General features: G+C 26.9%; 23 protein-coding genes, 1 rRNA gene and 1 riboswitch. Of the genes, 3 read left to right on the forward strand and 21 right to left on the reverse strand.

Annotated elements, in window-relative coordinates; translation table 11 throughout:
* Positions 1 to 38: 38 nt before the first annotated feature.
* From QOZ84_RS13925 to QOZ84_RS13935, 3 genes are read right to left on the reverse strand one after another with little or no spacing between them, the layout of a single operon-like run.
* Complete coding sequence (locus QOZ84_RS13925; protein ID WP_284133550.1) at positions 39 to 839, reverse strand: GTP pyrophosphokinase; 801 nt, start codon at positions 837 to 839, stop codon at positions 39 to 41.
* Between the two features lie 50 nt (positions 840 to 889).
* The gene (locus QOZ84_RS13930) at positions 890 to 1,801 is read right to left on the reverse strand and encodes an MBL fold metallo-hydrolase (RefSeq protein WP_284133551.1); all 912 of its coding nucleotides are present in this window, start codon (positions 1,799 to 1,801) and stop codon (positions 890 to 892) included.
* 12 nt (positions 1,802 to 1,813) lie between these two features.
* Positions 1,814 to 2,542, reverse strand: a complete 729-nt coding sequence (locus QOZ84_RS13935; RefSeq protein ID WP_284133552.1) for a YkgJ family cysteine cluster protein — start codon at positions 2,540 to 2,542, stop codon at positions 1,814 to 1,816.
* Positions 2,543 to 2,629: 87 nt separating this feature from the next.
* On the opposite strand from QOZ84_RS13935, the gene QOZ84_RS13940 reads away from it, so the two are divergent.
* Positions 2,630 to 2,881 carry a hypothetical protein gene (locus QOZ84_RS13940; RefSeq protein ID WP_284133553.1) on the forward strand — a complete coding sequence of 84 codons (252 nt, stop codon included), beginning with the start codon at positions 2,630 to 2,632 and terminating at the stop codon, positions 2,879 to 2,881.
* 278 nt (positions 2,882 to 3,159) lie between these two features.
* Positions 3,160 to 3,495 carry a hypothetical protein gene (locus QOZ84_RS13945; RefSeq protein WP_284133554.1) on the forward strand — a complete coding sequence of 112 codons (336 nt, stop codon included), beginning with the start codon at positions 3,160 to 3,162 and terminating at the stop codon, positions 3,493 to 3,495.
* Between the two features lie 114 nt (positions 3,496 to 3,609).
* Here the strand turns inward: QOZ84_RS13945 and adhE are convergent, their stop codons facing one another.
* Both adhE and QOZ84_RS13955 read right to left on the reverse strand, forming a co-directional pair.
* Positions 3,610 to 6,246 (reverse strand): bifunctional acetaldehyde-CoA/alcohol dehydrogenase, encoded by a 2,637-nt coding sequence (gene adhE / locus QOZ84_RS13950; RefSeq protein WP_284133555.1) that lies wholly within the window; start codon positions 6,244 to 6,246, stop codon positions 3,610 to 3,612.
* A 369-nt stretch (positions 6,247 to 6,615) separates the two neighbouring features.
* Positions 6,616 to 7,212, reverse strand: coding sequence for a DUF4230 domain-containing protein (locus tag QOZ84_RS13955; RefSeq protein ID WP_284133556.1), 597 nt, complete (start codon positions 7,210 to 7,212; stop codon positions 6,616 to 6,618).
* A 175-nt stretch (positions 7,213 to 7,387) separates the two neighbouring features.
* Between QOZ84_RS13955 and QOZ84_RS13960 the strand changes: the two genes are divergently transcribed.
* Complete coding sequence (locus QOZ84_RS13960) at positions 7,388 to 8,983, forward strand: putative manganese-dependent inorganic diphosphatase (protein WP_284133557.1); 1,596 nt, start codon at positions 7,388 to 7,390, stop codon at positions 8,981 to 8,983.
* A 43-nt stretch (positions 8,984 to 9,026) separates the two neighbouring features.
* On the opposite strand, the gene QOZ84_RS13965 is transcribed toward QOZ84_RS13960, so the two are convergent.
* From QOZ84_RS13965 to rrf, 16 genes are all read right to left on the reverse strand, one after another.
* The gene (locus tag QOZ84_RS13965) at positions 9,027 to 9,455 is read right to left on the reverse strand and encodes a GNAT family N-acetyltransferase (RefSeq protein ID WP_284133558.1); all 429 of its coding nucleotides are present in this window, start codon (positions 9,453 to 9,455) and stop codon (positions 9,027 to 9,029) included.
* Positions 9,456 to 9,481: 26 nt separating this feature from the next.
* Positions 9,482 to 10,525 (reverse strand): pseudaminic acid synthase, encoded by a 1,044-nt coding sequence (gene pseI / locus QOZ84_RS13970; protein ID WP_331496596.1) that lies wholly within the window; start codon positions 10,523 to 10,525, stop codon positions 9,482 to 9,484.
* Between the two features lie 19 nt (positions 10,526 to 10,544).
* Complete coding sequence (gene pseG / locus QOZ84_RS13975; RefSeq protein WP_284133560.1) at positions 10,545 to 11,564, reverse strand: UDP-2,4-diacetamido-2,4,6-trideoxy-beta-L-altropyranose hydrolase; 1,020 nt, start codon at positions 11,562 to 11,564, stop codon at positions 10,545 to 10,547.
* Positions 11,565 to 11,591: 27 nt separating this feature from the next.
* Positions 11,592 to 12,317 carry a glycosyltransferase family protein gene (locus QOZ84_RS13980; RefSeq protein ID WP_284133561.1) on the reverse strand — a complete coding sequence of 242 codons (726 nt, stop codon included), beginning with the start codon at positions 12,315 to 12,317 and terminating at the stop codon, positions 11,592 to 11,594.
* A 178-nt stretch (positions 12,318 to 12,495) separates the two neighbouring features.
* Positions 12,496 to 15,009: an ABC transporter permease gene (locus tag QOZ84_RS13985; RefSeq protein ID WP_284133562.1), complete on the reverse strand. Its 2,514-nt coding sequence runs from the start codon at positions 15,007 to 15,009 to the stop codon at positions 12,496 to 12,498.
* Positions 15,010 to 15,017: 8 nt separating this feature from the next.
* Positions 15,018 to 15,680 (reverse strand): ABC transporter ATP-binding protein, encoded by a 663-nt coding sequence (locus QOZ84_RS13990; protein ID WP_284133563.1) that lies wholly within the window; start codon positions 15,678 to 15,680, stop codon positions 15,018 to 15,020.
* Positions 15,681 to 15,839: 159 nt separating this feature from the next.
* On the reverse strand, positions 15,840 to 17,180 hold the full coding sequence (locus tag QOZ84_RS13995) for an ATP-binding protein (protein ID WP_284133564.1): 1,341 nt from the start codon (positions 17,178 to 17,180) through the stop codon (positions 15,840 to 15,842).
* Positions 17,174 to 17,887, reverse strand: a complete 714-nt coding sequence (locus tag QOZ84_RS14000; RefSeq protein ID WP_284133565.1) for a LytR/AlgR family response regulator transcription factor — start codon at positions 17,885 to 17,887, stop codon at positions 17,174 to 17,176. Before QOZ84_RS14000 ends, QOZ84_RS13995 begins: the two co-directional genes overlap by 7 nt.
* Before the next feature lie 233 nt (positions 17,888 to 18,120).
* A complete protein-coding gene (locus tag QOZ84_RS14005; protein WP_284133566.1) occupies positions 18,121 to 18,645 on the reverse strand; it encodes a peptidylprolyl isomerase in 525 nt (174 codons plus the stop codon).
* Between the two features lie 36 nt (positions 18,646 to 18,681).
* Positions 18,682 to 19,275 carry an ATP-binding protein gene (locus tag QOZ84_RS14010; protein ID WP_284133567.1) on the reverse strand — a complete coding sequence of 198 codons (594 nt, stop codon included), beginning with the start codon at positions 19,273 to 19,275 and terminating at the stop codon, positions 18,682 to 18,684.
* Positions 19,276 to 19,422: 147 nt separating this feature from the next.
* Entirely contained in the window at positions 19,423 to 20,169 is a 747-nt protein-coding gene (locus QOZ84_RS14015; protein WP_284133568.1) for a patatin-like phospholipase family protein, read from the reverse strand.
* Positions 20,170 to 20,184: 15 nt separating this feature from the next.
* Positions 20,185 to 21,483: a M18 family aminopeptidase gene (locus tag QOZ84_RS14020; protein WP_284133569.1), complete on the reverse strand. Its 1,299-nt coding sequence runs from the start codon at positions 21,481 to 21,483 to the stop codon at positions 20,185 to 20,187.
* Positions 21,484 to 21,586: 103 nt separating this feature from the next.
* The gene (locus QOZ84_RS14025) at positions 21,587 to 23,809 is read right to left on the reverse strand and encodes a DUF3553 domain-containing protein (protein ID WP_284133570.1); all 2,223 of its coding nucleotides are present in this window, start codon (positions 23,807 to 23,809) and stop codon (positions 21,587 to 21,589) included.
* A gap of 232 nt (positions 23,810 to 24,041) precedes the next feature.
* The gene (locus QOZ84_RS14030; protein ID WP_284133571.1) at positions 24,042 to 24,860 is read right to left on the reverse strand and encodes an energy-coupling factor ABC transporter ATP-binding protein; all 819 of its coding nucleotides are present in this window, start codon (positions 24,858 to 24,860) and stop codon (positions 24,042 to 24,044) included.
* Complete coding sequence (cbiQ, locus tag QOZ84_RS14035) at positions 24,853 to 25,551, reverse strand: cobalt ECF transporter T component CbiQ (RefSeq protein ID WP_284133572.1); 699 nt, start codon at positions 25,549 to 25,551, stop codon at positions 24,853 to 24,855. Before cbiQ ends, QOZ84_RS14030 begins: the two co-directional genes overlap by 8 nt.
* Before the next feature lie 174 nt (positions 25,552 to 25,725).
* A riboswitch (cobalamin riboswitch) is annotated at positions 25,726 to 25,907 on the reverse strand.
* 155 nt (positions 25,908 to 26,062) lie between these two features.
* A 5S ribosomal RNA gene (gene rrf / locus QOZ84_RS14040) occupies positions 26,063 to 26,162 on the reverse strand; the annotation flags it as partial.

The raw sequence follows: 26,162 nt of genomic DNA on the forward strand, positions 1-26,162 counted from the left end.
TTTAAAAAAGAAAGTTACCCAATAGTATGGATAACTGTCTAATCATTTTTATTATTACTATTATATTGTTGTAATAAATTATCTATTTCTCTTTTAAGATGTATTATTTCTGCTATATCTCTTTCATTATCTATTTTATCTAATCTTCTTTGATATACAAGCGCTTTATGTGTCTCTCCCAAATTATATAGTTCTTGTATTTTATTTAGTACGTCTCTTACTGTCACAGATTTCACTTGGCACATAACTTGAGCTTTCATTATATCTTCTCTTATTTCACTCATCTCTTGATCTAATAAGAATGCTGCATCAGCTGCTCTTCTTAATCTAACTGCTAGATCTTCTGGTATATAGTGTTCATATTTATATTTTAAAGAATGCTCTATTGTTGCCCAAAAGTTCATAGCAAGTGTTCTTATCTGTATTTCACATAAAATTTCTTTTGAACCTGCGATTGAGTTTATAGGGTATTTAATTATAACGTGATAACTTCTATATCCACTATCCTTAAAATTTTGTATATAGTCTTTTGAGTAAACAATCGACATATCTGTTCTATTTTCGATAAGCTCTATTATAGTGTATATATCTTCAACAAACTGGCACATTATTCTTATCCCAGCTATATCTTCCATTTCAGATTCAATATCTACAATATTAAGTCTCTGTGACTTTGATATTATAGATGCTATTTTTTTAGTTCTTCCTGTTACAAATTCGATTGGAGAATATTCTCCCTTTGCCATAAATTCTTTTCTTATATTTTTAAATTTCACCTTTAACTCTTCAACAGCATGGTCATAAGGAGCTAATACTTCATCCCATTTTTCGTATTCCATCTCACTCACCCTTTGTTCTATTTTTACAGTCATATCTATTTTAACATAATTCATTTTCTTTTGGTATAATAAAGCAATTCTCCTTGTGATAATATATAATCGATTTCTTGTAAACTTGCTAAATAGCTAATTACGGAAATAAGTGACGATTTAAAGAAGTGATATTCTTTATAATTGCACTTTAAGCTATTTTTTAATATTATATTTTTTAACAACACCTCTACACCCATAGGAGTATTTAGTTCTTCTTTTATTTGATTGACATATTTATATACAGCAGCCTCATGATTTTTTATAATTTTTTCACTTTCTTTTTTAGTAATCAAATCTTTACTATGACTAGCTACTATATATTCAAAATCTATATTTCTAAGCTTGTCTAAAGAATTTATGTATTCTTTTAAGTCATACAAAAACAGAAAATCATATTTTTCAAACATATTTAAACCTATTAGCAAGTCTCCTACAAACAATACTTTATCTTTAGTTAAGATACCTATACTACCAGGTGTATGTCCTTTAAAATCTATCACTTTAAAATCTTCATTGTTTAAATTTACGATTCCCTCATTTAATACTTCATCTATATATGTTTGTTCTAAACACTTACTTCTCAATCTTTCATCCATAAATTCATTACTTTTTCCACCTATGATGTATTTAGAAAATAAGCTTGGATGTTCTATATATAATTTTGCATACTGCGAGCATAATATATTCACATCTTTATAAAACTCTCTGAATTGATTACATGCACCATAATGGTCATTATGTTCATGAGTATTTATAATAAATTTCAAGTTAATATTATCATTTTCTAATATATTTATTATTCTTTTAGGCCTAAGACCACTTAATCCTGGATCTATAATTAACGCTGTATTATCATTATATATATATACACCTGTATTTGTTCCACCTTTTATATAAAAAGTATTTCCCTTTATATTTATTAAATCCATATAATCACCTAATTATAATAATATTTTTTTTAATCTATTAATAGCTATCTCTCTTACATCCTCATCTTTGGTTACTCTTATTTTTATACTATATGATACATCTTCATTGAAAAAATAGTCTATAAAGTATTCAACTATACCTCTATCTTTAAATTCTATATCGATGATACCTTTAGAATATATATTTGAATCCAATGTCATCAATTCATCTGCAAATCCTAACCTATCAGATTTACTTAAGTAATCATTTTGAGGAATAAAATCTTCACAATATTTGATTTTATAATTAACAACTTCATTACTTATATCAAATCCATATTTTGACTTTACTATTTTATTGTATTCTATATTTCTTTGAGTCACATTGGATAAATTTTTATTATAGTCTTCTTTTTTCCAATGTCCAAATAACCGACAATTTAGTGGTCTTACTTCATATATTAAACATCTATTGTCTTCATCTTTAAATGGGCATGCACTTTTTTTAGTAAATTCTAAAAAATAATAATCTATAACGTTACTTAAAGATTTTTTTCTTAATTCTTTATTCTCATTTAAATATTCAAATATATTTATAAATTCAATTAAATTTATTCCAACAGACTCCATACAACAGTTCCCACACCCTGCACAGTCTCCACTTGGTACATTTGAATATACTTTATTTAATTTATCAAATAACTTGTTTTGTTTACAATAATCTATACAATTTAAAATATCTTTCTTTTTTATACTAGTCATTATTATTACTCCTTGTTATAATTATTAAGTTAATACAAACAATTATTATAACACATTTTTTACGATTAATTACAGGAGGCAAATTTTATGAATAGATATACAAAGATAATAAATATGATGGATAGTTATTTTACTAAAGATTATGAGAAAACTAAAAAAAACATAACTAAAGTCAGAGAAGTTAGAGAAGAAACTGTTAGAAAGTTCTTCTTACAAGGTGACTGTGAAGTTTTAGTAGTATTCGAAGAAACTGGTAAAGAAATTCTTATAGATGATTTTTCATCTGATGATGATATAAAAAAATACCTAGGTTCTAAGTTTATAATCAAAAGAAAATAATTTTAAATATAAATGGGTTGGATAATTAATATATCCAATCCATTTATTTTATAACAATATATTTTTTTATAATAGTTTTCAAAATTAAATGTATAAAATTAATTTGTCTGCCCATAATAGTAATATAAAATTAAATATTTAACTCAATCTCCCCCAATTTGAGCTTTCGTTCCCCCAACGAAAGCTCTTTTTACGTTTAATTTATAATCCTAGTTAATAATTATCTTATAGGTTATAATAACTTAATATAAATATCAATTGTGAAATGGGGTATATAAATGATAACAGTAGGTAATTTAAATTTAGATACAGATTTTGAACATAGAATAATAAGAGAAGAGGATGACGATTTAGATTTATTTATAGATATAAACTATCGTAGCTTAGATATAGATAATAGCGGGTCAAACTTATTTAGCTCTAGAATCCAATTTCCTTTTGTTAGGTCTATTATATTAAGGTTAAATAAACAAACCCATACAATGACAATACATTTAATGAGAGACATAGATTTATTTTCAGCTTTTGCAAACTTTGAAGTTGATTATACTGATTGCACAATAAATATAAAAAATAACCTTGAAAAAGTATCTATATATAAATCAGCATTATAGTTTTTCGTAATAAGAAGGGGGCCTTAATAGGCCCCTTAATTATATTTATTTATATTTTAATTATATTACGCTTTAAATTCATAGTCAACACAATTTTCTGAATATTTATATAACTTATTTTTCTTTTCTTTGTCCATATATTGTTGTGTATATTTCTTTTAACTCAGATACTAATGGTAATCTTGGATTAGCTCCTGTACATTGATCATCAAATGCATCTAATGCTAATTTTTCTATTGCTGCAAAATAAGTGTTTTCTTCTATTCCGCAATCTTTTATAGTCATTGGTACATTTACTTCTTTCATTAAGCTTCTAACAGCTTGTGCTAAACTCTTAACGCCTTCTTCTGTAGTATTAGCTTTTAACCCTAACACCTTAGCTATTTCTGCATATTTTTTGTCAGCTACAAATGATTTGTATCTTGGGAATGCAGCAAACTTACTTGGCATAGCCGCATTGTACTCTATTACATGTGGTAATAATATTGCATTTGCTCTACCATGAGGTATATGGAACTCTGATCCTAACTTATGAGCTAACGAGTGGTTTACTCCTAAGAAAGAATTGGCAAATGCCATACCAGCCATACATGAAGCATTGTGCATTTTTTCTCTAGCTTCTTTACCTTCTGCAGTATTAGCCCCTTTATATGATTTTGGTAAGTAATCAAATACCATTTGCACAGCTTTCATAGCCAATGCATCTGTATAATCAGTTGCCATTACAGAAACATAAGCTTCTATAGCATGAGTTAATACATCTAATCCTGTATCTGCAGTAACTGCTGCTGGTACAGACATTACAAAACTTGGGTCTATTATAGCTACGTCTGGAGTTAACTCATAATCAGCTAAAGGATATTTAACATTGTTTACTTTATCAGTTATAACTGCGAAAGATGTAACTTCTGATCCAGTTCCTGAAGTAGTTGGTACAGCTACCATTTTAGCTTGTTTTCCTAATTTAGGGAACTTAAATATTCTTTTTCTTATATCCATAAACTTAAGTCTTAAATCTTCAAAGTCTGCTTCTGGGTTTTCATAGAATAACCACATACCTTTAGCAGCATCCATTGCAGATCCTCCACCTAAAGATATTATAGTGTCTGGCTTGAATTTTCTCATAGCTTCAGCACCATTTAATACTGTATCTACAGATGGATCTGGTTCTACATCAGCAAACACATCTATCATAACTGGGTTTCTTCTTTTTCTTAAGTGATATTCTAATTTTTCAACATATCCTAATTGAACCATCATTCTGTCAGTTACTATCATTACTCTTTCAACGTTTGGTAACTTTTCTAAGTATTGTATTGAACCAGCTTCATGATATATTCTTTCAGGTACTTTAAACCATTGCATATTAACTCTCCTCTTAGTAACTTTCTTAACGTTTATTAAGTTTACAGCTGATACATTATCTGTTGTTGAGTTGTTACCCATAGATCCGCATCCTAAAGTTAATGATGGAGTATTTACGTTATATATATCTCCTATTGCACCATGAGTTGATGGAGCATTTACTAATAATCTTCCTGTTCTTACTCTATTACTGAATTCTAATATTACAGCATCATCATTTGAATGTATAACAGCTGAGTGACCTAATCCGCCAAACTCAGTCATATCTACACATCTTTGTACCCCTTCTTTAGCATCCTTAACTTTTATACAAGCAAGTACTGGACTTAATTTTTCTTTAGATAGTGGATGATCATGTCCTACTCCACCTATTTCAGCGACTAACATTTTAGCATCTTTAGGAACTTCAAATCCTGCCATTTGTGCTATTTTGTATGGACTTTGTCCAACTATGTTAGGATTTAATGAATTAGTTTCTGGATTTATAACTGTTTTTTCTAATAATGTTTTTTCCTTTGCATTTACAAAGTAACAGTTATATCCTTTCATTAAACCAACTACTTCATCATATATACCTTCTTCTACTATAACTGCTTGCTCTGAAGCACATATCATTCCGTTATCAAATGTTTTAGATAATATTAAATCATTTACAGCTTGTTTAATATCTGCAGTTTTTTCTATGAAACAAGGTACGTTACCTGCTCCAACTCCTAGTGCTGGTTTTCCTGCTGAGTAAGCTGTCTTAACCATTCCAGGACCTCCAGTTGCTAATATTAAAGAAACTCCTTTGTTATTCATAAGTGCACTTGAAGCTTCTAATGATGGTACTTCTATCCATTGGATACAACTTTCTGGAGCACCTGCTTGAATAGCTGCATCTCTTAATATTCTAGCAGCCTCTGCTGAACATTTTTGAGCTGATGGATGGAAACTGAATATTATTGGATTTCTTCCTTTTATTGATATTAATGATTTAAACATTGCTGTTGAAGTTGGATTAGTAACAGGAGTAACTCCAGCTACAACACCTATTGGTTCTGCAACCATCATATATGCTTCTTCTTCGTTTTCTTCTATAACTCCAACTGTTTTTGTATATTTTATACTATTATAAACATATTCTGTCGCGAATATATTTTTAGTTACTTTATCTTCAAATATTCCTCTTTGAGTTTCATCTATTGCCATTTGAGCAAGCTCTATATGTTTATCAAGACCTGCTTTAGCCATAGCCCCTACTATTTTATCAATTGCTTCTTGGTCTAACTTTAACATAGCTTCTTTTGCTACGTTAGCTTTTGCTACTAAATCATTGATCATGTTTTCTACACTGAATTCTTGTTTCATTTCTACTTCTTTAGCTTTTTTTGCATCTTTACTCATGTGTTGTTCCTCCCAATAATTATAATTTATATTAAATTGCGTTAGTTATTTAACAAACTTTCTATATTTAGATAATACCTCAACTGTCTAAATGTGTCAATATTTTTTGTTATTTTTTTATCTATTCAAATTTATGAAAACGTTTTTATTTTATTCCGTCCTTAATTACCTTGTTTTTAAGTCTTTTAATATAATTTAAAACTTTGTTTATGTGCGTATTTTAATTTTCAAAATACATAGTTAAATTTTAGTCAATATTGTATACAATATACCAAGGCATAAAAAAAGATTTTAAAATTATACTTTTCATAATTTAAAACCTTTTTTTGTTTTAATTTAAATACATTTTTATATTTATGCTATCAACCTTTATTTAAATGTTATAACTATTTCTTTATATCCCATATTTTTTAGCATATTTTTTATACTTGATTTTGTGCTATTTTTTATTTCATCCATCAAACCTTCTTTTAGGGCTTTTTCTTCATATTCTTTTTTATATTTACTTATGTCTTCTAACACATCTTGAATCTCTAGTTTATTAAATATTGAACTCTTTACATCATACACATATATATTATCGTCATCTATATAATGGTCTAATATTTCACATCTCTCTATTTCTATAAAAATCTTATCTCCTGTATTTTTAGATATATTTATATCTTCTGGCTTTACTCCCCCATTTATTACGCCATTGTACTTTATAATAAACGATTTTTCTGTAAATGGTATTTTAATATCATTTATACTTTTATCTTTTTTCACTGTAACTACATTACTATAACTGTATTTTACTGTACTTAAATTAAGGACCTGACTTATAGTATCCATTACCTTGGTATTATCTTTATATATGTTTTGATTAGTTTTAAACTTATATATAAAATATGAACCTGTTGTAACTACTATCAAAATAAATAGCAATATAACTATTTTCTTAATTTTTTTTGCTTTTTGCCACAAATTTGCCCCCCCTTTTGATATAATATTTTTGTGTTATTAACAAATATATTTATAATAGTAAGTAAAATATTACATATTAAATTTTAAATGTGATATTTTACTTGCACTTAATCAATATATTCTTAGACTATTATTAATTTAAATATAAGTTTTTTCATGAAAGGAGTATTAAAACATGACGTTATTAGTTTTCGGGCATAAGAATCCAGATACAGATTCAATATGCTCTTCAATTTCACTTGCTCACCTAAAAAATCAATTAGGTGAAAATGCAATACCTTACGCTTTAGGAGATATAAGAAAAGAGGCTCAGTATGCGCTTGACTACTTTAAAGTTGACGCACCTCAAATATTAAAAGATGTTAAAATTCAAGTTAAAGATTTAGGATACGATAAAGTTGAAGCTTTAACAGCTAATGCTTCTATATTAGAGGCTTACAACCTTATGGAAAGAATGCAAGTAAAAACATTACCTATAGTATCTGAAGATAATACATTTGTAGGAATAATTACTATGCAAGAAATAGCTAAAAGTCTTCTTCACCAACATTTCAATACTATTCATACATCTATATCTAATATATGCAAAAGCCTTGATGGTTCAGTACTTGTAAATTGTAACGATGATATAAAAGGTAGAGTAGTAACTTTATCATTCGGTATGGATAGCGTTATGGATATACTTAACGAAGGAGATATCGCAATAGTTGGGGATAGATATGACATAATAGAATATGCTATAGATACTAAAGTTAAGCTTTTAGTTTTAACTGGAGACACTAAGATAAGTGAAGACTTATTAACTGTTGCTAAGCAAAATGGAGTGTCTATAATTTCTGTTAAATTAGATACTTATAAAGCTTCTAATATAATAAACCAATGCAACTATATAAGCAATTTAGTTGCTACAGATAATTTAGTTACTTTCAACGAAAATGATTATGCTGATGATATTAAAGAATCTATGCTAAGCACAAACTTTAGAGCTTATCCTGTTGTAGATAGCAATAATAAATTCTTAGGATTAGTTTCTAGAATACATCTTTTAAACCCAACTAAGAAAAATGTTGTTTTAGTTGATCACAATGAGTACGCTCAAAGTGCAGATGGTATAGAACAAGCTAATATAGTTGAAATAGTTGATCATCATAAAATAGGTGGTATAGCTACTGACTTACCTATATCATTTAGAGTTATGCCTGTTGGATGTAGTTGTACTGTAATATACCAAATGTACAAAGAAAACAATATTGAAGTACCTTATCATATAGCTGGTCTTTTATTATCTGCTATATTATCAGATACATTATTATTTAAATCTCCAACTACTACAAACATGGATAAAATAGCTTGTGAAGAATTAAGTAAAATAGCTAAAGTTGATATGGAAAGCTATGCTATGGAAATGTTTAAAACTGGTACATCTTTAGATGAATACAGTATAGAAGAAATAGTTAATATGGACTTTAAAGAATTTAATATGAGCTCAAAGAGAGTTGGTATAGGACAAGTATTTACTCTAGACATAGATTCTATATTTGCTAAAAAAGACGAATTCTTAGCTTATATAAATTCTACTGACTATGATATGTTAATCCTTGCTATAACAGATATAATCAAAGAAGGTTCTTACTTAATATACAAAGCTGATGATAAATTAGTAGCTGATGCATTTAATGTAGATGCAGCCCAAGGTGTATTTGCTGAAGGTGTTGTTTCTAGAAAAAAACAGTTAGTTCCTAATTTAACTACTGCTATTAAAAATATGTAATTATATTTATACTAAAATAGAGGAACATATAGTTCCTCTATTTTTAATTCCATAAAAACTTAATAATATCACCACTATCATATTGTTTATAATTAGCTTTTTGAAAAGCTCTTATTGAAGCAATATTTTCTTTTTTCACAGTACCTGATAATTTTAATTTTGGAAGTTTATTTTTTATTTCATTTAGTGCAAATTCACCTATCCCCATTTTTCTATATCTACAATCTATACTATAATTTATTGTACCTATATTGCCATCTATATCTATTCTTATTTGACCTACTTCTATATCATCTTTTACTATTATAAACATCTTACAATTACTACTTTCTATCTTAGAATTAAACCATTTTATATGACTATCTAAGTCAACTATACTTGTGTTTAAAGAATTTTTTCTAACGGTCTCATCATTTACCCAACTAAATAATAAATCACAATCACCTTTATTAGCATCTCTTAAACTTATCATTGCTTATCTATCACCCTCTTTTATATTTATTGATTTATTAAGTCAAAACTTAAAGGTGTTCCTCTTTTAACCCTATCGTTTACTGTTTTACCTATTACTTGATTGTAGTATTTTGGATGTAATCCAAATCCAGGTCTTATAGATCTTATATTGTCACTTGTAAATGTATCTCCTGGTTCCATATCTTCTACTATAAATAATGACCTCGATAGCTCTCTATTTTTAATTTTCTTTTCATCTAACTCATAATCTACCTTACCTATAGCTCTTTCTATTTTTCTAACTCCCTCTACCATCTCTCTAAACTGATTAGGTTCTAATGAAAATAACGAATCAGGTCCTCCTATATCTCTATCTAAAATAAAATGCTTTTCAATTACCTTAGCACCTAAAGCTATTGCAGCTAAAGAAACTTCTATATCTATACTATGATCTGATAACCCAACTATCACATTAAATTTTTCTTTTAAATCTTCTATTGTTTTTAAGTTTGAATCTTCTAGTTTAGCTGGGTATGATGATGTACACTTTAATAAAACTATATTGTTATTGTTCATTCTTCTACACGCATCTATAGCTTCCTGTATATCATCTATAGTTGCTATCCCCGTAGATATAATTACAGGTCTTTGTTTTGATGCTATATACTCTATTAAAGGTATGTCAGTAATCTCAAAAGAAGCTACCTTATATGCAGGAACATTCATAGTTTCTAAAAAATCTACTGCACTTTTATCAAATGGTGTTGAAAAAAATACTAATCCAATATTATTTGCATACTCTTTTAATTCCATATGCCATTCCCAAGGTGTATAAGCTTCTTTATATAAATCATATAAATACCTTCCATCCCATATAGTACCTTGATTTATTTTGAAATACTCATTATCACAATCTATTGTCATAGTATCAGGCGTATAGGTCTGTATCTTTATGGCATCTGCACCACTTTCTTTAGCAGCTTTTATAGTACGCTTGGCTATATTTATATTATTTCCATGATTAGCTGATAGTTCTGCTATTATAAAACATCTATTATCTTCATCTAGCTTTATATTATCAATATTCATATATTCCTCCATCTAGTTATTATTTAAATTCAAAATTATTTAATATTTCATCCACTATGTTTTTAATACCATCTTTAAATATATGCTTTTTCGAAATACTATTCATTTTTATTCTTAAGTCATAATTTTCAATTAAGCTGATTACCTCTTTTGATATCATTTCTTTTGTAATATCAGAAAAATCCCCTAAAGATATTGCTATCCCTAGTTCGCTCATTTTAGAGCATATGTTAGCTTGATTTTTAGCTTGTTGTATTAGTATAGTTGGTATGCCTAGAGATGCTAATTCATATGAAGTTGATCCTGCTGCACATATAGCAATATCACACTTTATCATTATTTCTTTTAAATTTTTAGGATTATTTATGAAATTTACTTTTGGATTATTTGAATATATATTTTCTAACTCGCTTATATCGCTAAATGAGGGTCCTATGATAACATTTAATTTTAAATTTAAATCTATTAATGATTCTATAACTATAGGAGTGAAATTATTTATATCAGAACCGCCCATTGTTATTAATATATTTTCTACACTTTTTTTTATAATTTTATACTCATTATTGTTTCTAAATTCTTCTCTGAGTATAGTATATTTACTTCCTAATAATAACTTGGTATCTTTATAAATCACATCATAATTTAAATCCTGTGCATATATATTTCCATTTATTATAAAATTGCTTGGGTATGTGCATATATTATTATCATCTATGCATATAAGTTTCTCTACATTCATTCTTAGTTCTAATAAATATTTATAATTAAGCCAATACGAATCTGTCATTATATAATTTATATTATATTTTTTTATTATACTTACTACTTCTTCAATCTCATCATCTAAATCATTTGAGTTTATAGTTACATTCTTTATCTTGTTATTTATCAAAATATCTTTTACACTTTTATCTTCTTTCGTTATAAATATAATATCAATATCTCTATTTTCAAATTCCGTTGCAATGGCAATGCATCTCATTATATGACCCATTCCTTTTGATTTGCTACCATCCGCTCTTATTCCAATAATCATTTTTCACCTACTCTTAATTTTTTATTTTCACTTAATAGATTTTTGTTTAATATTGCTATTTATATTGACTAAAGTATTATTATTTTCTAATAACTTTATTATTTCACTCATATAAAAATTATGCTCTCCTTTATATAATTCTTTGTATATAGCTTCTATTAATTCAAAGTCTTCTTTTGTATCTACTGTAATTCTATATTTTGAATAATCTTCTATATTTTTATAATTAAATGTAAATTTACTTTTTTCATATATGTATGGAGTAACATGTTCTCGTTGATATTTTTCTTTTGCATTGTAAAATGCATCTTCTAATAAATTAAATGAAAATACCTCAGTATCTAATCCTCTTGGGTAAGTTCTTTCTATAGCGTTAGTCACTACTTCATAGTCATTTTCTATATAAAACTTTACCAATTCATCTATTACTACAGGGTCTATAAGAGGGCAATCTGAAGTTATTCTAATTATTATATCTGCCCCATATTTTTTTGCACTATAATAATATCTTGATAAAACATCATCTTCACTTCCTCTAAAATTTTTCACCCTTAGCCTCTTGCACTCTTTAATTATTTCATCATCTCTTTTTAAATCTGTAGTAGCTACTATTATTTCATCTATATATTTAGATTTAGACACTCTTTCTATAACATGATTTAAAATAGTTTTGCCCTGTATATTCTTTAGTACCTTGTTAGGCAACCTTGTTGAACCAACTCTAGCTTGTATTATAGCTATTACTTTTTTCACATATATCATCTACCTTCTTTTTTATAATAAATAGATCTAATATATTATTTATATGAAAAATAGTTATTTATTGTTACAATGAAAGAGGAGCTAAATAATTATTTTATTTAGCTCCTCTCAAAACACCATACTTTCATAAAACGGTGGATTATTAAGTTACATACACTTTTATTTAGATTTATTCTAACGTTTTTATCTGTTCTATAAAATCTTCATTTTGTATTTGTTTTAAGGTCTTTACTGTTGTTATCATAGTTATAACTATTAAGAATGCTATAATTAGAACAATTGCCCCTACAAATTTTAGACTTATCAAATTAATATTTTCAAAGTCTTTTATTATTATAGCTCTTGTTATTAAGGTCGGAACTACAGCTATCACAAAGCTAACAGCTATATATATTAAACCTTCTAACTTAACAATTTTTTTTATTTCATCTTTTGATATTCCTATACCTCTAAATAGTGCAAATTCTCTGCTTCTGCTATTTATACTAGTAACTATAGTGTTGCAGCAATTGAATAGAGATAATATAACTATAACCCCAACAACTAATGTCATAACCATAGTTTTTTGATTATCACTTTTTTCAAGTCCAGCCGCCTCACTTTTATATGGTATTAAGATACCTTTCCCTGATTTATCTATTATTTTATTTAATTCACTTTCAACTTTTTTATCATTGGCAAGTTTACTAGTCCATATATCAAATCTTTCATATGATGAAACTCCAGTAAATTTATTCATTTGATTTGCTGACATAACAGCACCAAAGCTTGATCCTCCACCTTGAGAAAATATAGGTAAATTTTTTAGAATACCTCCAACAATAAACTTTTTAGAAATTGATTTTGCAAAATTCCCTGTTTTAGAATCTACAGTATCAAAGTTTATATTAACTTTATCTCCCATTTTTATATTAATTGATTCACATGTTTGATTATCTATATATATATATGGTTCTTTATTTAATTTACTTAAATTTTCTTTTCCTTGTGTCAATACATCATCTAATATCTCATTATCTTCAATACCTAAAACTTCAAAGCTATTTTTGTACAATTTTACGCCATTTCTTATTTCAGCATTTTGTTCAAGAATATGCTTCTCACTTTTCCAGTAGTCTGATTTTTTATTTATATTATTATCATCTGTTTTTATATTAAAATGTTTATCTCTCAATGTATTTACTTTTTTAACGCCATCTATACTTTCTATCTCTTTTAATATTTTTGAATCATAGCTTTTTTCATTTTCATCAACAGATGATGTATCAATGTTTTGAATAGAATAATCTCCTGGAATCCACAACCTCATTCCACCATCATTCAAGAAATTACTAGTAGACTTTGTATATACCGTTGCCATTAAAAAAATTACTAGCGTCATTGATGCTATAGCTAGGCTAGTACGTTTTTTATTTCTTTGAATATTTTTTGATGCTATGTTTCCATAATCCTTGAAAAATCTAGTCATAATTTTATTTATAAATGATTTTTGGTTTATTTTAATCTTTTCTTCATTTCTTCTCATACAAATCATAGGATCAATTTTAGATGTTATTATAAGTGGCTTGGCTACTGATATTATTATTGTTAATATACTTAATATCATAGAAGTTAAATATGTACTTATATAACTATTACTTTTAATTGAATTTACATAATTAATATCATATATTACACCTATAACATATTCACTACACAAATCAGCTATTAATCCACCTACTATTAATCCAATCGGAATACTTATAATTGAATATATAAATACCTCTAAAATCATTATTTTAGAAACGTCAGACGGTACAAAGCCTAATGCCCTTAATGTTCCAAAATCTTTAGTTCTATTATATACCAATATATAAAAGATATTGTAAATCAATAATATGGTAGCTAAAGCAAGTACCATATTAACTATAATATACGGTATTTTCAAACTCAAACTATCAGACATTGCTAGTATTAATGGATTGTTTAAGTGGAAATTATCTTTATCTAAATTTCCATCTTTAACAAGCTTTTCAACTTGTTTTGGTATATTTTTTTCTTCTTTAAATACCAGTATAGCTTGATTGTATTTATCCTCAAGAGGTATATTTTTAATAGCACATTCTTTGCTTATAACCCCTATAGACATTCCTTGAGCTTTTGAAATGGGATTATTTTTAAAAACGCCTACTATCTTAAACTCTTTTTCTCCATTATATAACTCATGTCCCTTCTCATCTGGTCTACTATACTTTAACTTTATAATTTTACCTATTGGATCCTTTATATTATTTTGCTCAATATACCATGTATCTACTGCAATGTCATTTTCACTAATTGGAAATTTTCCATTTTTCAATATGTCTGGAGTATTTATTTCTTTAGCAGCTTTATCATCCCATAATATTTGTAACGTTTGCCCCTTTCCTATATCATGAAGCCCTAGGAGCATTGATTTTCCAATTTTGTCTATATTAGGGTTGTTTTCTATATATTCTAATTCTTTATTAGTTGGGTCAGCATATGATGCATGTTTTGCGCCTAACTCTTTTTTAGATTGGTCAACCATCAAACTTCTAGCATCTTCACTTATTATGTTCATTACTAAAAATAAAGCAGTTGAAATTATAATACTTGTTATTATTAACAATGTGTTTTTCTTATTTTCAAAAATATATCTTTTTACTATATCATTAAGTTTCACAATTTCACCTACTCTCTTATAAATCCATCTTCGATTTTTATAATCTTATCTGCATATTTTGCAATCTCCATATTGTGAGTTATCATTATTATTGTTTGATTATATTTTTTTTGAGATTCTTTTAAGAGATTTAAAACTTCACCTTCTGTTTTTGTATCTAGATTACCCGTAGGCTCATCTGCAAATATAATTGCTGGCTTGTTTACAAGTGCTCTTCCTATTGCTACCCTTTGTTGCTGACCACCTGATAATTGACTTGGTAGATGTGTTTTTCTATCTGTTATACTAAGTAGTTCCATTAGTTCATTAACATATATATCATCTTTGTTATTTGTATTTATTGTTGGTAGTTTTATATTTTCTTCAACAGTTAATACAGGTATTAAGTTGTATGATTGAAATATTAGGCCTATTTTCTCTTTACGCAAAAGTGATCTTTGTTTTTCATCAAGAGATGAAATATTTATATTGTCTATAATTATATCTCCACTTGTTGGAGTTTCAAGCCCTGCCATTATATGCAGTAATGTACTTTTGCCACTTCCACTTTTTCCTACTATTACAACAAATTCCCCCTTGTTTATTTCTAGGTTTATGTTATTTAGTGCTTTTACTTCTGTTTCATCTTTTCCATATATCTTAGTTAAACTTTGTGTTTTTAATATTGGCATACTAATTCCCCTTTATTTTAAATTTAATAACAATAAAAAATGTTATCTTCTAAGCACTGAGTTGGATATTTATATCCCTCTCAAGAATTCTGTGCTTAAAAAATAACATTTTATATAATTTTTTTCAATATAGTTGTCACAACAGGTCATTTTAATGTTCTAACAGGTCATTTTTTCGATCAAAGGTATATATATAGTCATTATAAATTTATTAACAGATGTATCTATTTCTAAATTTCCATTATATATTTTTACTGAATTTTTTATACTATTTATTCCAATCCCATGTAAAAATGAATCCTTTTTATCTGTTATAATAAATTTTCCTTTAAATTTTATTATATTAGTTTTTGTATTTTCACATTGTATTACAAAAATTCTATTTACAATAGTACCTCTAATTTTAATGTTTTTATTTATTTTTTCATCATCGATTTTATTACATGCTTGTATTGCATTATCTATCATATTTGAAAATATACTACACACATCTGATACATCTATAAAATCACACTTAGAAAAATTTATATCTACAAATAAATTAATATTCTCTTTATCACAAATATTTTTTTTATCATTTAAAATAACATCTAAAATCATATTACCAGTATTATATATATAATTACATTCTTCTAACTTACTATTTATCTCTTTTGTATAACTATTATTTCCATAAATATTCTCTATACATATCATATGATTCTTCATATCATGATATAATTTTCTAACTTTTAACTGTGATTCTTTTATGCTTAAATAATACTTATACTGATTGTCTATATTTTGTCTTATAGCTTTATTTTCAGCTCTTAATCTATTGTCATTTATTATTCTATTTGTTAGACTTATCAATAATATATTTGATAAAAATATCATAGCTGAAACACTAACAATAATAACATCTAATGTAAAGTTAGTTATAAGAGAATATGCATGTAATATGAATCCAAAAAAAGTTATTATACATACTATATTAACTAATATAATTATGGTGCTATATATGTAGTCTTTTTTGGTCTTTTCTGAATCTACATTTAGAGATTTAATTATAGGTATTATTGATATTAAAAATAACTTGGATAAAATAACTAGTTCCAACATCATTATATTGTCGTAAAATAGCTTTAATTCATTCATTTCTCTAAATAGGACCAATTTATTAGATATAAGATATATTAATTTAGAACTTAAAATATCAAAACCCTTTACTGTAAGCCAATAACCTAAACTTGCAAATAAACCTTTTAATATGCTTATATCATAGTTATATATACAATATATATACATAATTGCTATACATATAATCAAGCTTAAAACCAAATTAACATTACTAAATTTCATTATAATAACTATACCAAAAATAATTAATAATGAAATATTTGAGAATATCTTACTACTCCTAAGCTTACTTATTTCATCTAATACAATTTTTAATACACAACATTCTATTATCGCTGATACTGTCATCAAAATCATCCTAAATAAATGTGTATCTAACATATTATCGCCCCTAGCGTGTTTGTTAACTTAGTTTTTAAATTGTTCATTTTATATTTAGTAACAGGTATTTCTTCACAATTCACTGTCACTGAATTTTTAGATATAAACTGTATATAGCCAACATTAATTAGATAGCTTTTATGACATCTAAAAAAATTATATTTTTCAAGTTCCTTTTCTATTTTAGATAAACTGCTTATTGTATGATATGCCCCTTGAGTTGTATGTATTGTTATATCTCGTTTTATAATATCTATATATGTAATAGTGCTAACAGGTATCTTATTTGTAATGCCTTTGTGCTCTATGATTATAAAATTTTCTCTTTTTTTTATAATATCAGATACACAACTTAGAATATTTTCTTTTAAATCCTCATATTTTACAGGTTTTAGTAAATATCTATAGGCTCTAACTTTATAGCCTTCTTGTACATACTCTAATAATGATGTTATAAATATAATTTCAGACGTATCATTACTTTCTCTTATTTTTTTAGCCACATCCATACCTGTTAATTTATCCATTTGAATATCTAAAAAGAAAATATCAATTCCGTCTAAGTTTTGATGTGCTAACAACTCTTCCCCTGAACTAAATTCTAATATCTCTATTTGATCTGATATATCTTTAAAAGATTTACATATAAAATCTTTTAAAATCTCCCTTTGATTATCCTCATCTTCACATATAACCACTCTATACATAAAATCCCCCTCTTCTTTACATAAAAAATGCTCCTTGCTTTTAGTACTACTAAAAACAAAGGAGTAAGTAAGCCAAAACTTATATTCCCTAGCTATTTTGTTCTTCAATTCTCGATTCATTTATTTAAATTTTAACATAAAACATTATATTAGTATATAATGTTTTCATTTAACAAAAAACACCCTATAAAGTGACTACAAAATAGTCTACTCTATAGGGTGTTTAAATTAAATTACATTTTTTCTACGTCTGAGTAATCTACTCCGAAAGTTTCAACTGTTACGTTTTTCATAACTTGTGGAGTCTTAGGTACATCACCTCTACCAGTTGGTGTTGTAGCTATTTCATTAACTACATCCATTCCTTCTATAACTCTACCAAATCCAGCGTATTGTCCATCTAAATGTGGAGAATTCTTGTGCATTAAGAAGAATTGAGATCCAGCTGAGTTAGGAGCCATAGTTCTAGCCATAGATAATACACCTGGTTCATGCTTTAAGTTGTTAGTGAATCCATTTCCACTGAATTCTCCCTTTATAGAATGTCCTGGTCCACCCATTCCATTTCCATTAGGGCATCCACCTTGTATCATGAATCCTTCTATAACTCTGTGGAATGCTATTCCATTGTAGAATCCTTCGTTTATTAATGTTACAAAGTTCTTTACTGTGTTAGGAGCTATATGAGGATATAACTCTGCTACCATTTTCTTTCCGTTTTCCATTTCTATAGTTACTATTGGGTTTTTAGTTTCCATTTTGATATACCTTCCTTATTTTAAATTAATATATAATTATTTTGCTTCATTAACTAATTGTGCTGCTTGTTCATATTCAACATCTAATAAATCTAGGATTTGTTTAGATCTTTCTTTTGTTGAACCTTTAACTTCCACATAATTAACATTTTCTGATTTTAAGAAATTTAATATAGATTCATCTATTTGAATAGCTATATCTTCATCTTGCCATCTTACCCCATCTTGTATATATCCAAATTCTCTTGGTACATACACTATCATATCATAATTTTGTATATCTTCTATTGCTAAGCAGTATAAATCTTTAAGTATTTGTATTTCTTTTTTACTTCTAGCTTTATTCCCTAACATAAATCTTCCATATATATAAGGTACAAAAGTAGCGTAATCTGTAAGAGCATAATCAAATACTTCTAATTCATCTTCTATTTTTTTCTGACCTAAATAGATTCCATATTGCTCTGATATAGTTTCTATCATTCCTTTATCTTTCAAATATTCTGTTGAATATTCTAATGCATATCCTACATTTAATCCTGCTATTTTCATTTCTACATATAAATGTTGTATTAATGTAGTTTTTCCACATCTAGGACCACCTAATACTGCGATTCTCTTAGTTGCCATAATTTATATCAACTCCATATATTATTTTCTCAGTTTAAAGAACCTTTATATTATACTAACATTTAGCAGTTTATTCAACGATTTTGATATAATTGTAATTTTTCAAAGCAAAATATTCGTTTTTTATTAAATATAGATAATTTAAAGTTATATATTTAAAGATTTTCCTATTTCATATCCTTCTTTAAATATATTATTACAAAACTCTTTCTCAAATCTTAAAGTATCATTTTTACCAAATATAGTTTTAGGTCTAGCAATTATTATATTATCTATGTTATATTTACTTTTTATTTCTTCTGGTAAAACATAATCATGAACTGTGGATATAATTATAATTTTATCCACATCTTTTTTAAGCAATGGTTCTATTAAAGTGTTATTAACTAACCCACCATCAAGGCTATATCCATCATATAAACCTTCACTTATATCTTTATTAAATTGCTTCTTAAAAGGTAGCGTTGCATTTGGATTACATGGTAGCAAAGCACTGTACTTAACTGCATTTAAACCTTCTTCTTTATCTACATTAAGTACATTAACTACTTTTTCACTAACATTTTTATCTTTTATGTCTATATAGTTCACATGGAAATCTATTTCCTGTGTATTTTTATTAATAAGTTGCTTTAATTCATCAATTACAGACGAATTATCCACAGTATTATCCACTATTTCAATATTATTTTCAGAACTAGTTTCTATATTTGTCCACATTCTCTCTAGGTTGTCAACATTTCCTGTGAATATGTAATATCCATTTATAGCACCTATAGATGTTCCTGTTATAGCTTCAAATTTATTTATTCCTCTGTCATAAAGACCTTTTATAACTCCGGCTTGGTATGAACCTTTAGCACCTCCGCCAGAAAGACATAGTCCTATTCTCACAATCTCATCTCCTATCTATATTTCATAAAACTTATTAAATGTTTGATAAATACTATAATGGTCCTCTACACTTCCTAATTCTCTTATAGAATGCATTGCAAGTATAGGGCTTCCTACATCTACAGAAGGTATGTCTATATGAGTAGAAGATATCGGTCCTATAGTACTTCCTCCTCTTTCATCTGATCTATTTACAAACTCTTGATATTTAACATTAGCTTCTTTACAAATAGATTTATAGATAGATATAGAATGAGCATCACTTGTATAAGCTTGATTTGCATTTATTTTTATAACTGGACCTTTTCCCATGACTGGTCTACTTGTTGGATCATGCTTATCAACCATATTAGGATGAACTGCATGTGCTAAATCCGCTGATATTATAAATGAAGAATACATTGCATTAAAGAATTCTTCTCTTGATTTTCCTAAAGATAAACATATTTTTTCTAATATATTTAATAGCATATTTGAATCTGCTCCTTGCTTAGTTGAGCTTCCTACTTCTTCATTATCAAATACAGATACTAAATTTACACCTTTATTACCTTTTGCATTTATAAGAGCATGTAAACTAGCATGAGTCATAGCTAAATTATCTAATCTTCCAGTTGATATAAATTCTTCATTAGGACCTATTAAACTTCCTTTTTCAAATTCATATAAGAATAAATCAAAATCTATTATGTCTTCTACTTCTACATTTAATTTTTCTGATATTTGATTTAATAAAAAATTATCTTTTTCTAAACTATCATTTAAAAGACCAACTAAAGGTAGCATATCCTTTTGCTTGTTTAGTGCATATCCTTCATTTATAGTTCTGTTCATATGTATTGCTATGTTTGGTATTATACAAACTGGTTTATTTATATTTATAGTTTTCTCTATAGGATTTAATATGTTATCACTTTTTAGTACTACTCTTCCAGCTATTCCTAACGGTCTATCTAACCATGTATTTAGTATAGGGCCTCCGTAGCATTCTGTGTTTAATTTTAAATATGTATCTTCTACAGACATCTCTGCATTTGGCTTTATTCTAAATGTAGGCGAATCTGAATGAGATCCAATTATTCTAAATCCTTCTTTGTCTATATTATTAGAGTTAACTTCAAACGCAACTATTGCTGATGAGTTTTTAGTTATATAGTATTTCCCATTTACATCTATCTTCCACTTTTCGTTTAATTGAAGTTCTTTAAATCCATTTTGTAATAAAAGATTTTTTGATGTTTCTACAGCTTGAAAAGATGTTGGACTTTCATAAATAAAATCTATAAGATTTTTTGCAAATTTATTTTGTTCCATGGTGTAGCCCCCTCTATTTTTTAATTTTTTTATTATAACTGTGACTAAAAGCTATATTTTGTTGATAACTTCTAGCCACAATATTTAATATCAAAAGTTAATTTTATAATATATCTAATGTTGTATATTCTTTATTTATTTTCTTTATACCTTGCTGTACAAATGCTATTGTAACCTCTGTACCCATCATACCTACAACAGTACCCACTCCAAATTTAGGATGATGCACTCTTGTTCCTGGTTTTATATCATCTATATTAGTTTCCTTTTTAGAATCTTTAATTGTTGCATTTACATTATGAGCTACTGCTGACTTATTAACATTTTTCATGTATTTTTGTTTATACTTATCTAATACATTATAATTTGCCTTTGAATAACTTAACTCCTTTTCAACTTTATTAAGTTTCTCTATACACTCTTTAGGCAATTCTTCCATAAATCTAGATGCTATAGATGGATTAGTTTTACCATATAAAGTTCTTTTTTTAGTTAAATTCATATACAATGTGTCTTTTGCTCTTGTTATACCAACATAACAAAGTCTTCTTTCTTCTTCTATATCAGAATCCTTCATAGATCTTATTGCCCTAGATATAGGGAATAAACCTTCTTCCATACCTATTAAGAATACAACAGGGAACTCTAATCCTTTTGATGTATGAATTGTCATAAGAGATACTTTGTCATTTTCTTCATCACTACTAGTTTCAGATGTAAGTGCAACTCCAGTTAAGAAACTTTGTAAATCTTGTTCTTCACTATTTTGTTCAAACTCTAAAGCTATAGATATAAATTCTTTTAAGTTGTCTATCCTATCTTGAGCTTCTTCGTTTTTATCTTTAGATAATTCATCTAAATATCCAGTAGTCTCTAATACCTTTTCTATTAACTTACTAACAGGATATACTTCTTTTATTGTTCTTAATGTTCCTATTATATCAACAAACCCACTTATACTGTTTCTTGCTTTAGTTGATATATCTGAATTTGTTTCTATATCTATAAGTACTGAATATATACTTTCTTGCTTTAAACTAGCTCTATCTTCTATCTTTTCTATAGTTCTAAGACCTATACCTCTTCTTGGAACATTTATTACCCTCTTTAAAGATATATCATCTTGAGGATTTTGAATTATTCTTAAATACGCTACTAAGTCTTTTATTTCTTTTCTTTCATAAAACTTAGTTCCACCATATATATTATATGGAGTCTGGCTTCTATTTAAAGCATCTTCAATTGGACGAGCTTGTGCATTTGCTCTATAAAGTATTGCAAAATCCTTATAAGATCTATTTTGCTCTCTGCGTATTTTTGCTATCATATCTGAAACAAAATCAGATTCATCTATTTCATTTTCACATAATTGTATTTTTATTAAATCGCCTTCTTTTTTCTCACTCCAAAGGCTTTTTCTTTTTCTTTCTATATTATTAGATATCACAGTATTTGCAGCATCTAATATAACTTGAGTCGATCTATAGTTTTGTTCTAATTTAACTACATGTACATCATCATAATCTTTTTCAAATTCAAGTATGTTTCTTATATCTGCACCTCTCCAACCATATATACTTTGATCATCGTCTCCAACAACGCATATATTTTGATGCTCTCTAGCTAAGATTTTTATAAGTTCATATTGAGCTTTACTTGTATCTTGATACTCATCAACCATTATATACTTAAATCTGCTTCTATAAAAATCTAGTACTTCTTTGTCTTCTTTTAAAACTTCTACAGTTTTATATATTAAATCATCAAAGTCTAATGCACTATTTCTTTTTAAACGGTCTTGATACAGTGCATATATGTCAGCTATTTTACTCATTCTATTGTCTGATAAGTTCATTGCCTTAAATTGTTTAGGATTATATAGCTTATCCTTAGCGCCTGATATTACGCTTATAACAACCTTTGGTTCAAATACTTTATCGCTTAAGTTTAGTTCTTTTAAACAGTCCTTTACTAAAGTAACCTGGTCTGAACTATCATATATAACAAAACTTCTGTTATATCCAATTCTATTTATATCTTTTCTAAGTATACGAACACAGCAAGAATGGAAAGTACTTATCCACATATCCTTAGTATCAGAACCTAATGTCTCTTCTACTCTTTCTCTCATTTCATTTGCTGCTTTATTAGTAAATGTTATTGCTAATATATTAGAGGCTTGTACTCCTTTGTCTTCTATCAAATGTGCAATTCTTGTTGTTAAAACTCTAGTCTTTCCCGATCCTGCTCCAGCTAATATAAGAACCGGACCTTCCGTTTTCTCTACCGCTTCTCTCTGGGCCGGATTTAATGTATCTAAATTCATATTTTTCCTCCTATTAACAGTGATATACTCTATATTAATCTATATCAAAGATTTATTCAAATTTAAGAAAGCTATATTATAATTTTTTCCAATATAATAGAAATCTAACATATATATACAAATAAATTTTAAATATATCATCACTAGTCTATAGTATATAACTTATCAGTAATTAAAAAAAGATATAAAATAATAGTTTATAACTATATATTTTATATCTTAATCATTTTTATTAATTATTACTATTTAAATTACTACTATTCCAATATTGATATAAGTCATCCTCACTCCTAAATAAAGGTAGCTTCATGTTTTTATGAAGCTTTACTAACCAAGGTAATTCTAGCCCTGCTTTATCAATTTTATCTTCATTAATAAATACATCCTCTGTTAATCCATAGTCTGTTATCTCACCTTTATTTAAAACATATATATAATCGCATATTTCATATATTAGATTCATATCATGACTTGATATAACTATTTTTACACCTTTATCTTTTAGATTTTTAATTATATCTATAATTAATTTTGTACTAATTGGATCTAACCCTGCTGTTGGTTCATCTAGTAGAACAATTTCGTTTTCCATAGCTATTACTGATGCTATGGCTACTCTTTTTTTCTGTCCATAACTTAGAAAATGTACAGGTTTATTTATAAATTCTATTCCATTAACTGCCGTTAAGGCTTCTTTTACTTTTTCTTTTATTATTTTTTCTTCTATTCCAATATTTCTTAAAGAAAATGCGATATCATCATATACTCTTGAATAAAAAATTTGTTTTTCTGGATCTTGAAACACTATTCCAACATCTTTTCTAAGAGCATACAAGCCCTTCTTAGTATATTTAATTTCCTTATCCTTAAATAATATATCTCCAGATGTAGGTTGTAATATCCCCATTAAATTCATAAATAATGTTGATTTTCCAGAACCATTAGATCCTATTATTCCGATTATATTTCCTTTTGAAAAATCCATATTAATATTAGACAAAGCTAAAGATTTTTTTTCATATTGATAATTTAAATTACTAATTTTAAACATTCTCATCACCTACTATGTGAAATTTACCATCATATAGTTTCATATCTAAAGATATACACATATCATCATATCTTTTCATCATTCTTTTAAACAACATGTTTCCAAGAAGACCAATTGATTTATATGAGGTTTTTAAATTTATATATCCAAATCTTAATTGTTGTGATTTTCTAATATCTTCTACTTCCTCTAAAAATATAAATATAAATCTATAAACTAGCATTGTTAACTCTATTACTGTATCTGATATATGAAGATTTTTTAATAAATATATAATTTGATTAAACGGTGTTGTTAATATAAAAAAATACACACACATTAAACAAGAAATAGATCTAAATAGTAAATATGTTGATGTAATTAACGATTCTTTCGATATACCTACATATATATTTGCAATATTTAAGCTATAAATTAAAGCACTTGAATCAAACGATATGTTAATTAAATTTACTATTATTCCCATAATTAAAAAATACATAGGAATCCTCAGTAATTTTATATAACTCTTAATATCAATTTTAGCTATACAAACTACAGATATGCTCATTAACATCATTATAGCTATTAAAAATAGAATATTTTTTGTTATCATCGATGCAATTAAAAAAAATAGTCCTACTCCAGTTTTTATCTTAGGATTTACATTTGTTAAGTTATTTGTATATGCATATTTGTCAATTAAAAGCATTTTACTCTCTCCTCCTACTATACAAACCATATTCTATGAATCAAAAATAAATAATATCCATAAGATAATTTTATTTTTTAACAACTCTAAAAAGCCTAACCTTGGGATTAGACTTTCTTTATCAATACTAATTATATATAAGTATCATAAGAATTATTCTCCTCCCCGAAGAAATCACTTGAATATTATTAGGCAGGTCTCCTGGCTTAGCTTCATCCTACTATTTTACCTTCCCATGACTAAGTCATAGTGGTTAAGTTGAAATTTCGTCAGCTTTACAGTAGCGGGGGCTGCAGAGGCTTTTAACCTCTTTCCCTATTAATCTTACTTTAAGAACCTATAATACTTTTATTTTTTATTATATAAAGTAACTATATTTTTAACTAAATAATTATTTCATTATAATATATTCTACATTTATTATAAATTTCCTTCTTATTTTGACAATATATTATAATTTTTTTAAATAAATATGAGTTTAGTTAAATAATAATTTGCACAAAAAAAGATTACGTGGCTACGTCTTACTCTCCCAGGCAGTTGCCCACCAAGTACCATCAGCGCTAAAGAGCTTAACTTCTGTGTTCGGAATGGGAACAGGTGTATCCTCT

It is taken from the genome of Romboutsia sedimentorum (genome assembly GCF_030131845.1).
GTDB classification, from domain to species: domain Bacteria; phylum Bacillota; class Clostridia; order Peptostreptococcales; family Peptostreptococcaceae; genus Romboutsia_D; species Romboutsia_D sedimentorum.

What these genes read in the sequence shown, in the direction of transcription:
- QOZ84_RS14030 (WP_284133571.1), bottom strand. Translation starts at nt 24,860, where the DNA reads ATGTTTAAAATTAGTAATTTAAATTATCAATATGAAAAAAAATCTTTA.
- pseG (WP_284133560.1), bottom strand. Translation starts at nt 11,564, where the DNA reads ATGATTATTGGAATAAGAGCGGATGGTAGCAAATCAAAAGGAATGGGT.
- cbiQ (WP_284133572.1), bottom strand. Translation starts at nt 25,551, where the DNA reads ATGCTTTTAATTGACAAATATGCATATACAAATAACTTAACAAATGTA.
- QOZ84_RS14010 (WP_284133567.1), bottom strand. Translation starts at nt 19,275, where the DNA reads ATGGCAACTAAGAGAATCGCAGTATTAGGTGGTCCTAGATGTGGAAAA.
- QOZ84_RS14005 (WP_284133566.1), bottom strand. Translation starts at nt 18,645, where the DNA reads ATGGAAACTAAAAACCCAATAGTAACTATAGAAATGGAAAACGGAAAG.
- QOZ84_RS14000 (WP_284133565.1), bottom strand. Translation starts at nt 17,887, where the DNA reads ATGTATAGAGTGGTTATATGTGAAGATGAGGATAATCAAAGGGAGATT.
- QOZ84_RS13990 (WP_284133563.1), bottom strand. Translation starts at nt 15,680, where the DNA reads ATGCCAATATTAAAAACACAAAGTTTAACTAAGATATATGGAAAAGAT.
- QOZ84_RS13995 (WP_284133564.1), bottom strand. Translation starts at nt 17,180, where the DNA reads ATGTTAGATACACATTTATTTAGGATGATTTTGATGACAGTATCAGCG.
- adhE (WP_284133555.1), bottom strand. Translation starts at nt 6,246, where the DNA reads ATGAGTAAAGATGCAAAAAAAGCTAAAGAAGTAGAAATGAAACAAGAA.
- QOZ84_RS13935 (WP_284133552.1), bottom strand. Translation starts at nt 2,542, where the DNA reads ATGACTAGTATAAAAAAGAAAGATATTTTAAATTGTATAGATTATTGT.
- QOZ84_RS13945 (WP_284133554.1), top strand. Translation starts at nt 3,160, where the DNA reads ATGATAACAGTAGGTAATTTAAATTTAGATACAGATTTTGAACATAGA.
- QOZ84_RS13925 (WP_284133550.1), bottom strand. Translation starts at nt 839, where the DNA reads ATGGAATACGAAAAATGGGATGAAGTATTAGCTCCTTATGACCATGCT.
- QOZ84_RS14025 (WP_284133570.1), bottom strand. Translation starts at nt 23,809, where the DNA reads ATGAATTTAGATACATTAAATCCGGCCCAGAGAGAAGCGGTAGAGAAA.
- QOZ84_RS14020 (WP_284133569.1), bottom strand. Translation starts at nt 21,483, where the DNA reads ATGGAACAAAATAAATTTGCAAAAAATCTTATAGATTTTATTTATGAA.
- QOZ84_RS13940 (WP_284133553.1), top strand. Translation starts at nt 2,630, where the DNA reads ATGAATAGATATACAAAGATAATAAATATGATGGATAGTTATTTTACT.
- QOZ84_RS13965 (WP_284133558.1), bottom strand. Translation starts at nt 9,455, where the DNA reads ATGATAAGTTTAAGAGATGCTAATAAAGGTGATTGTGATTTATTATTT.
- pseI (WP_331496596.1), bottom strand. Translation starts at nt 10,525, where the DNA reads ATGAATATTGATAATATAAAGCTAGATGAAGATAATAGATGTTTTATA.
- QOZ84_RS13930 (WP_284133551.1), bottom strand. Translation starts at nt 1,801, where the DNA reads ATGGATTTAATAAATATAAAGGGAAATACTTTTTATATAAAAGGTGGA.
- QOZ84_RS13960 (WP_284133557.1), top strand. Translation starts at nt 7,388, where the DNA reads ATGACGTTATTAGTTTTCGGGCATAAGAATCCAGATACAGATTCAATA.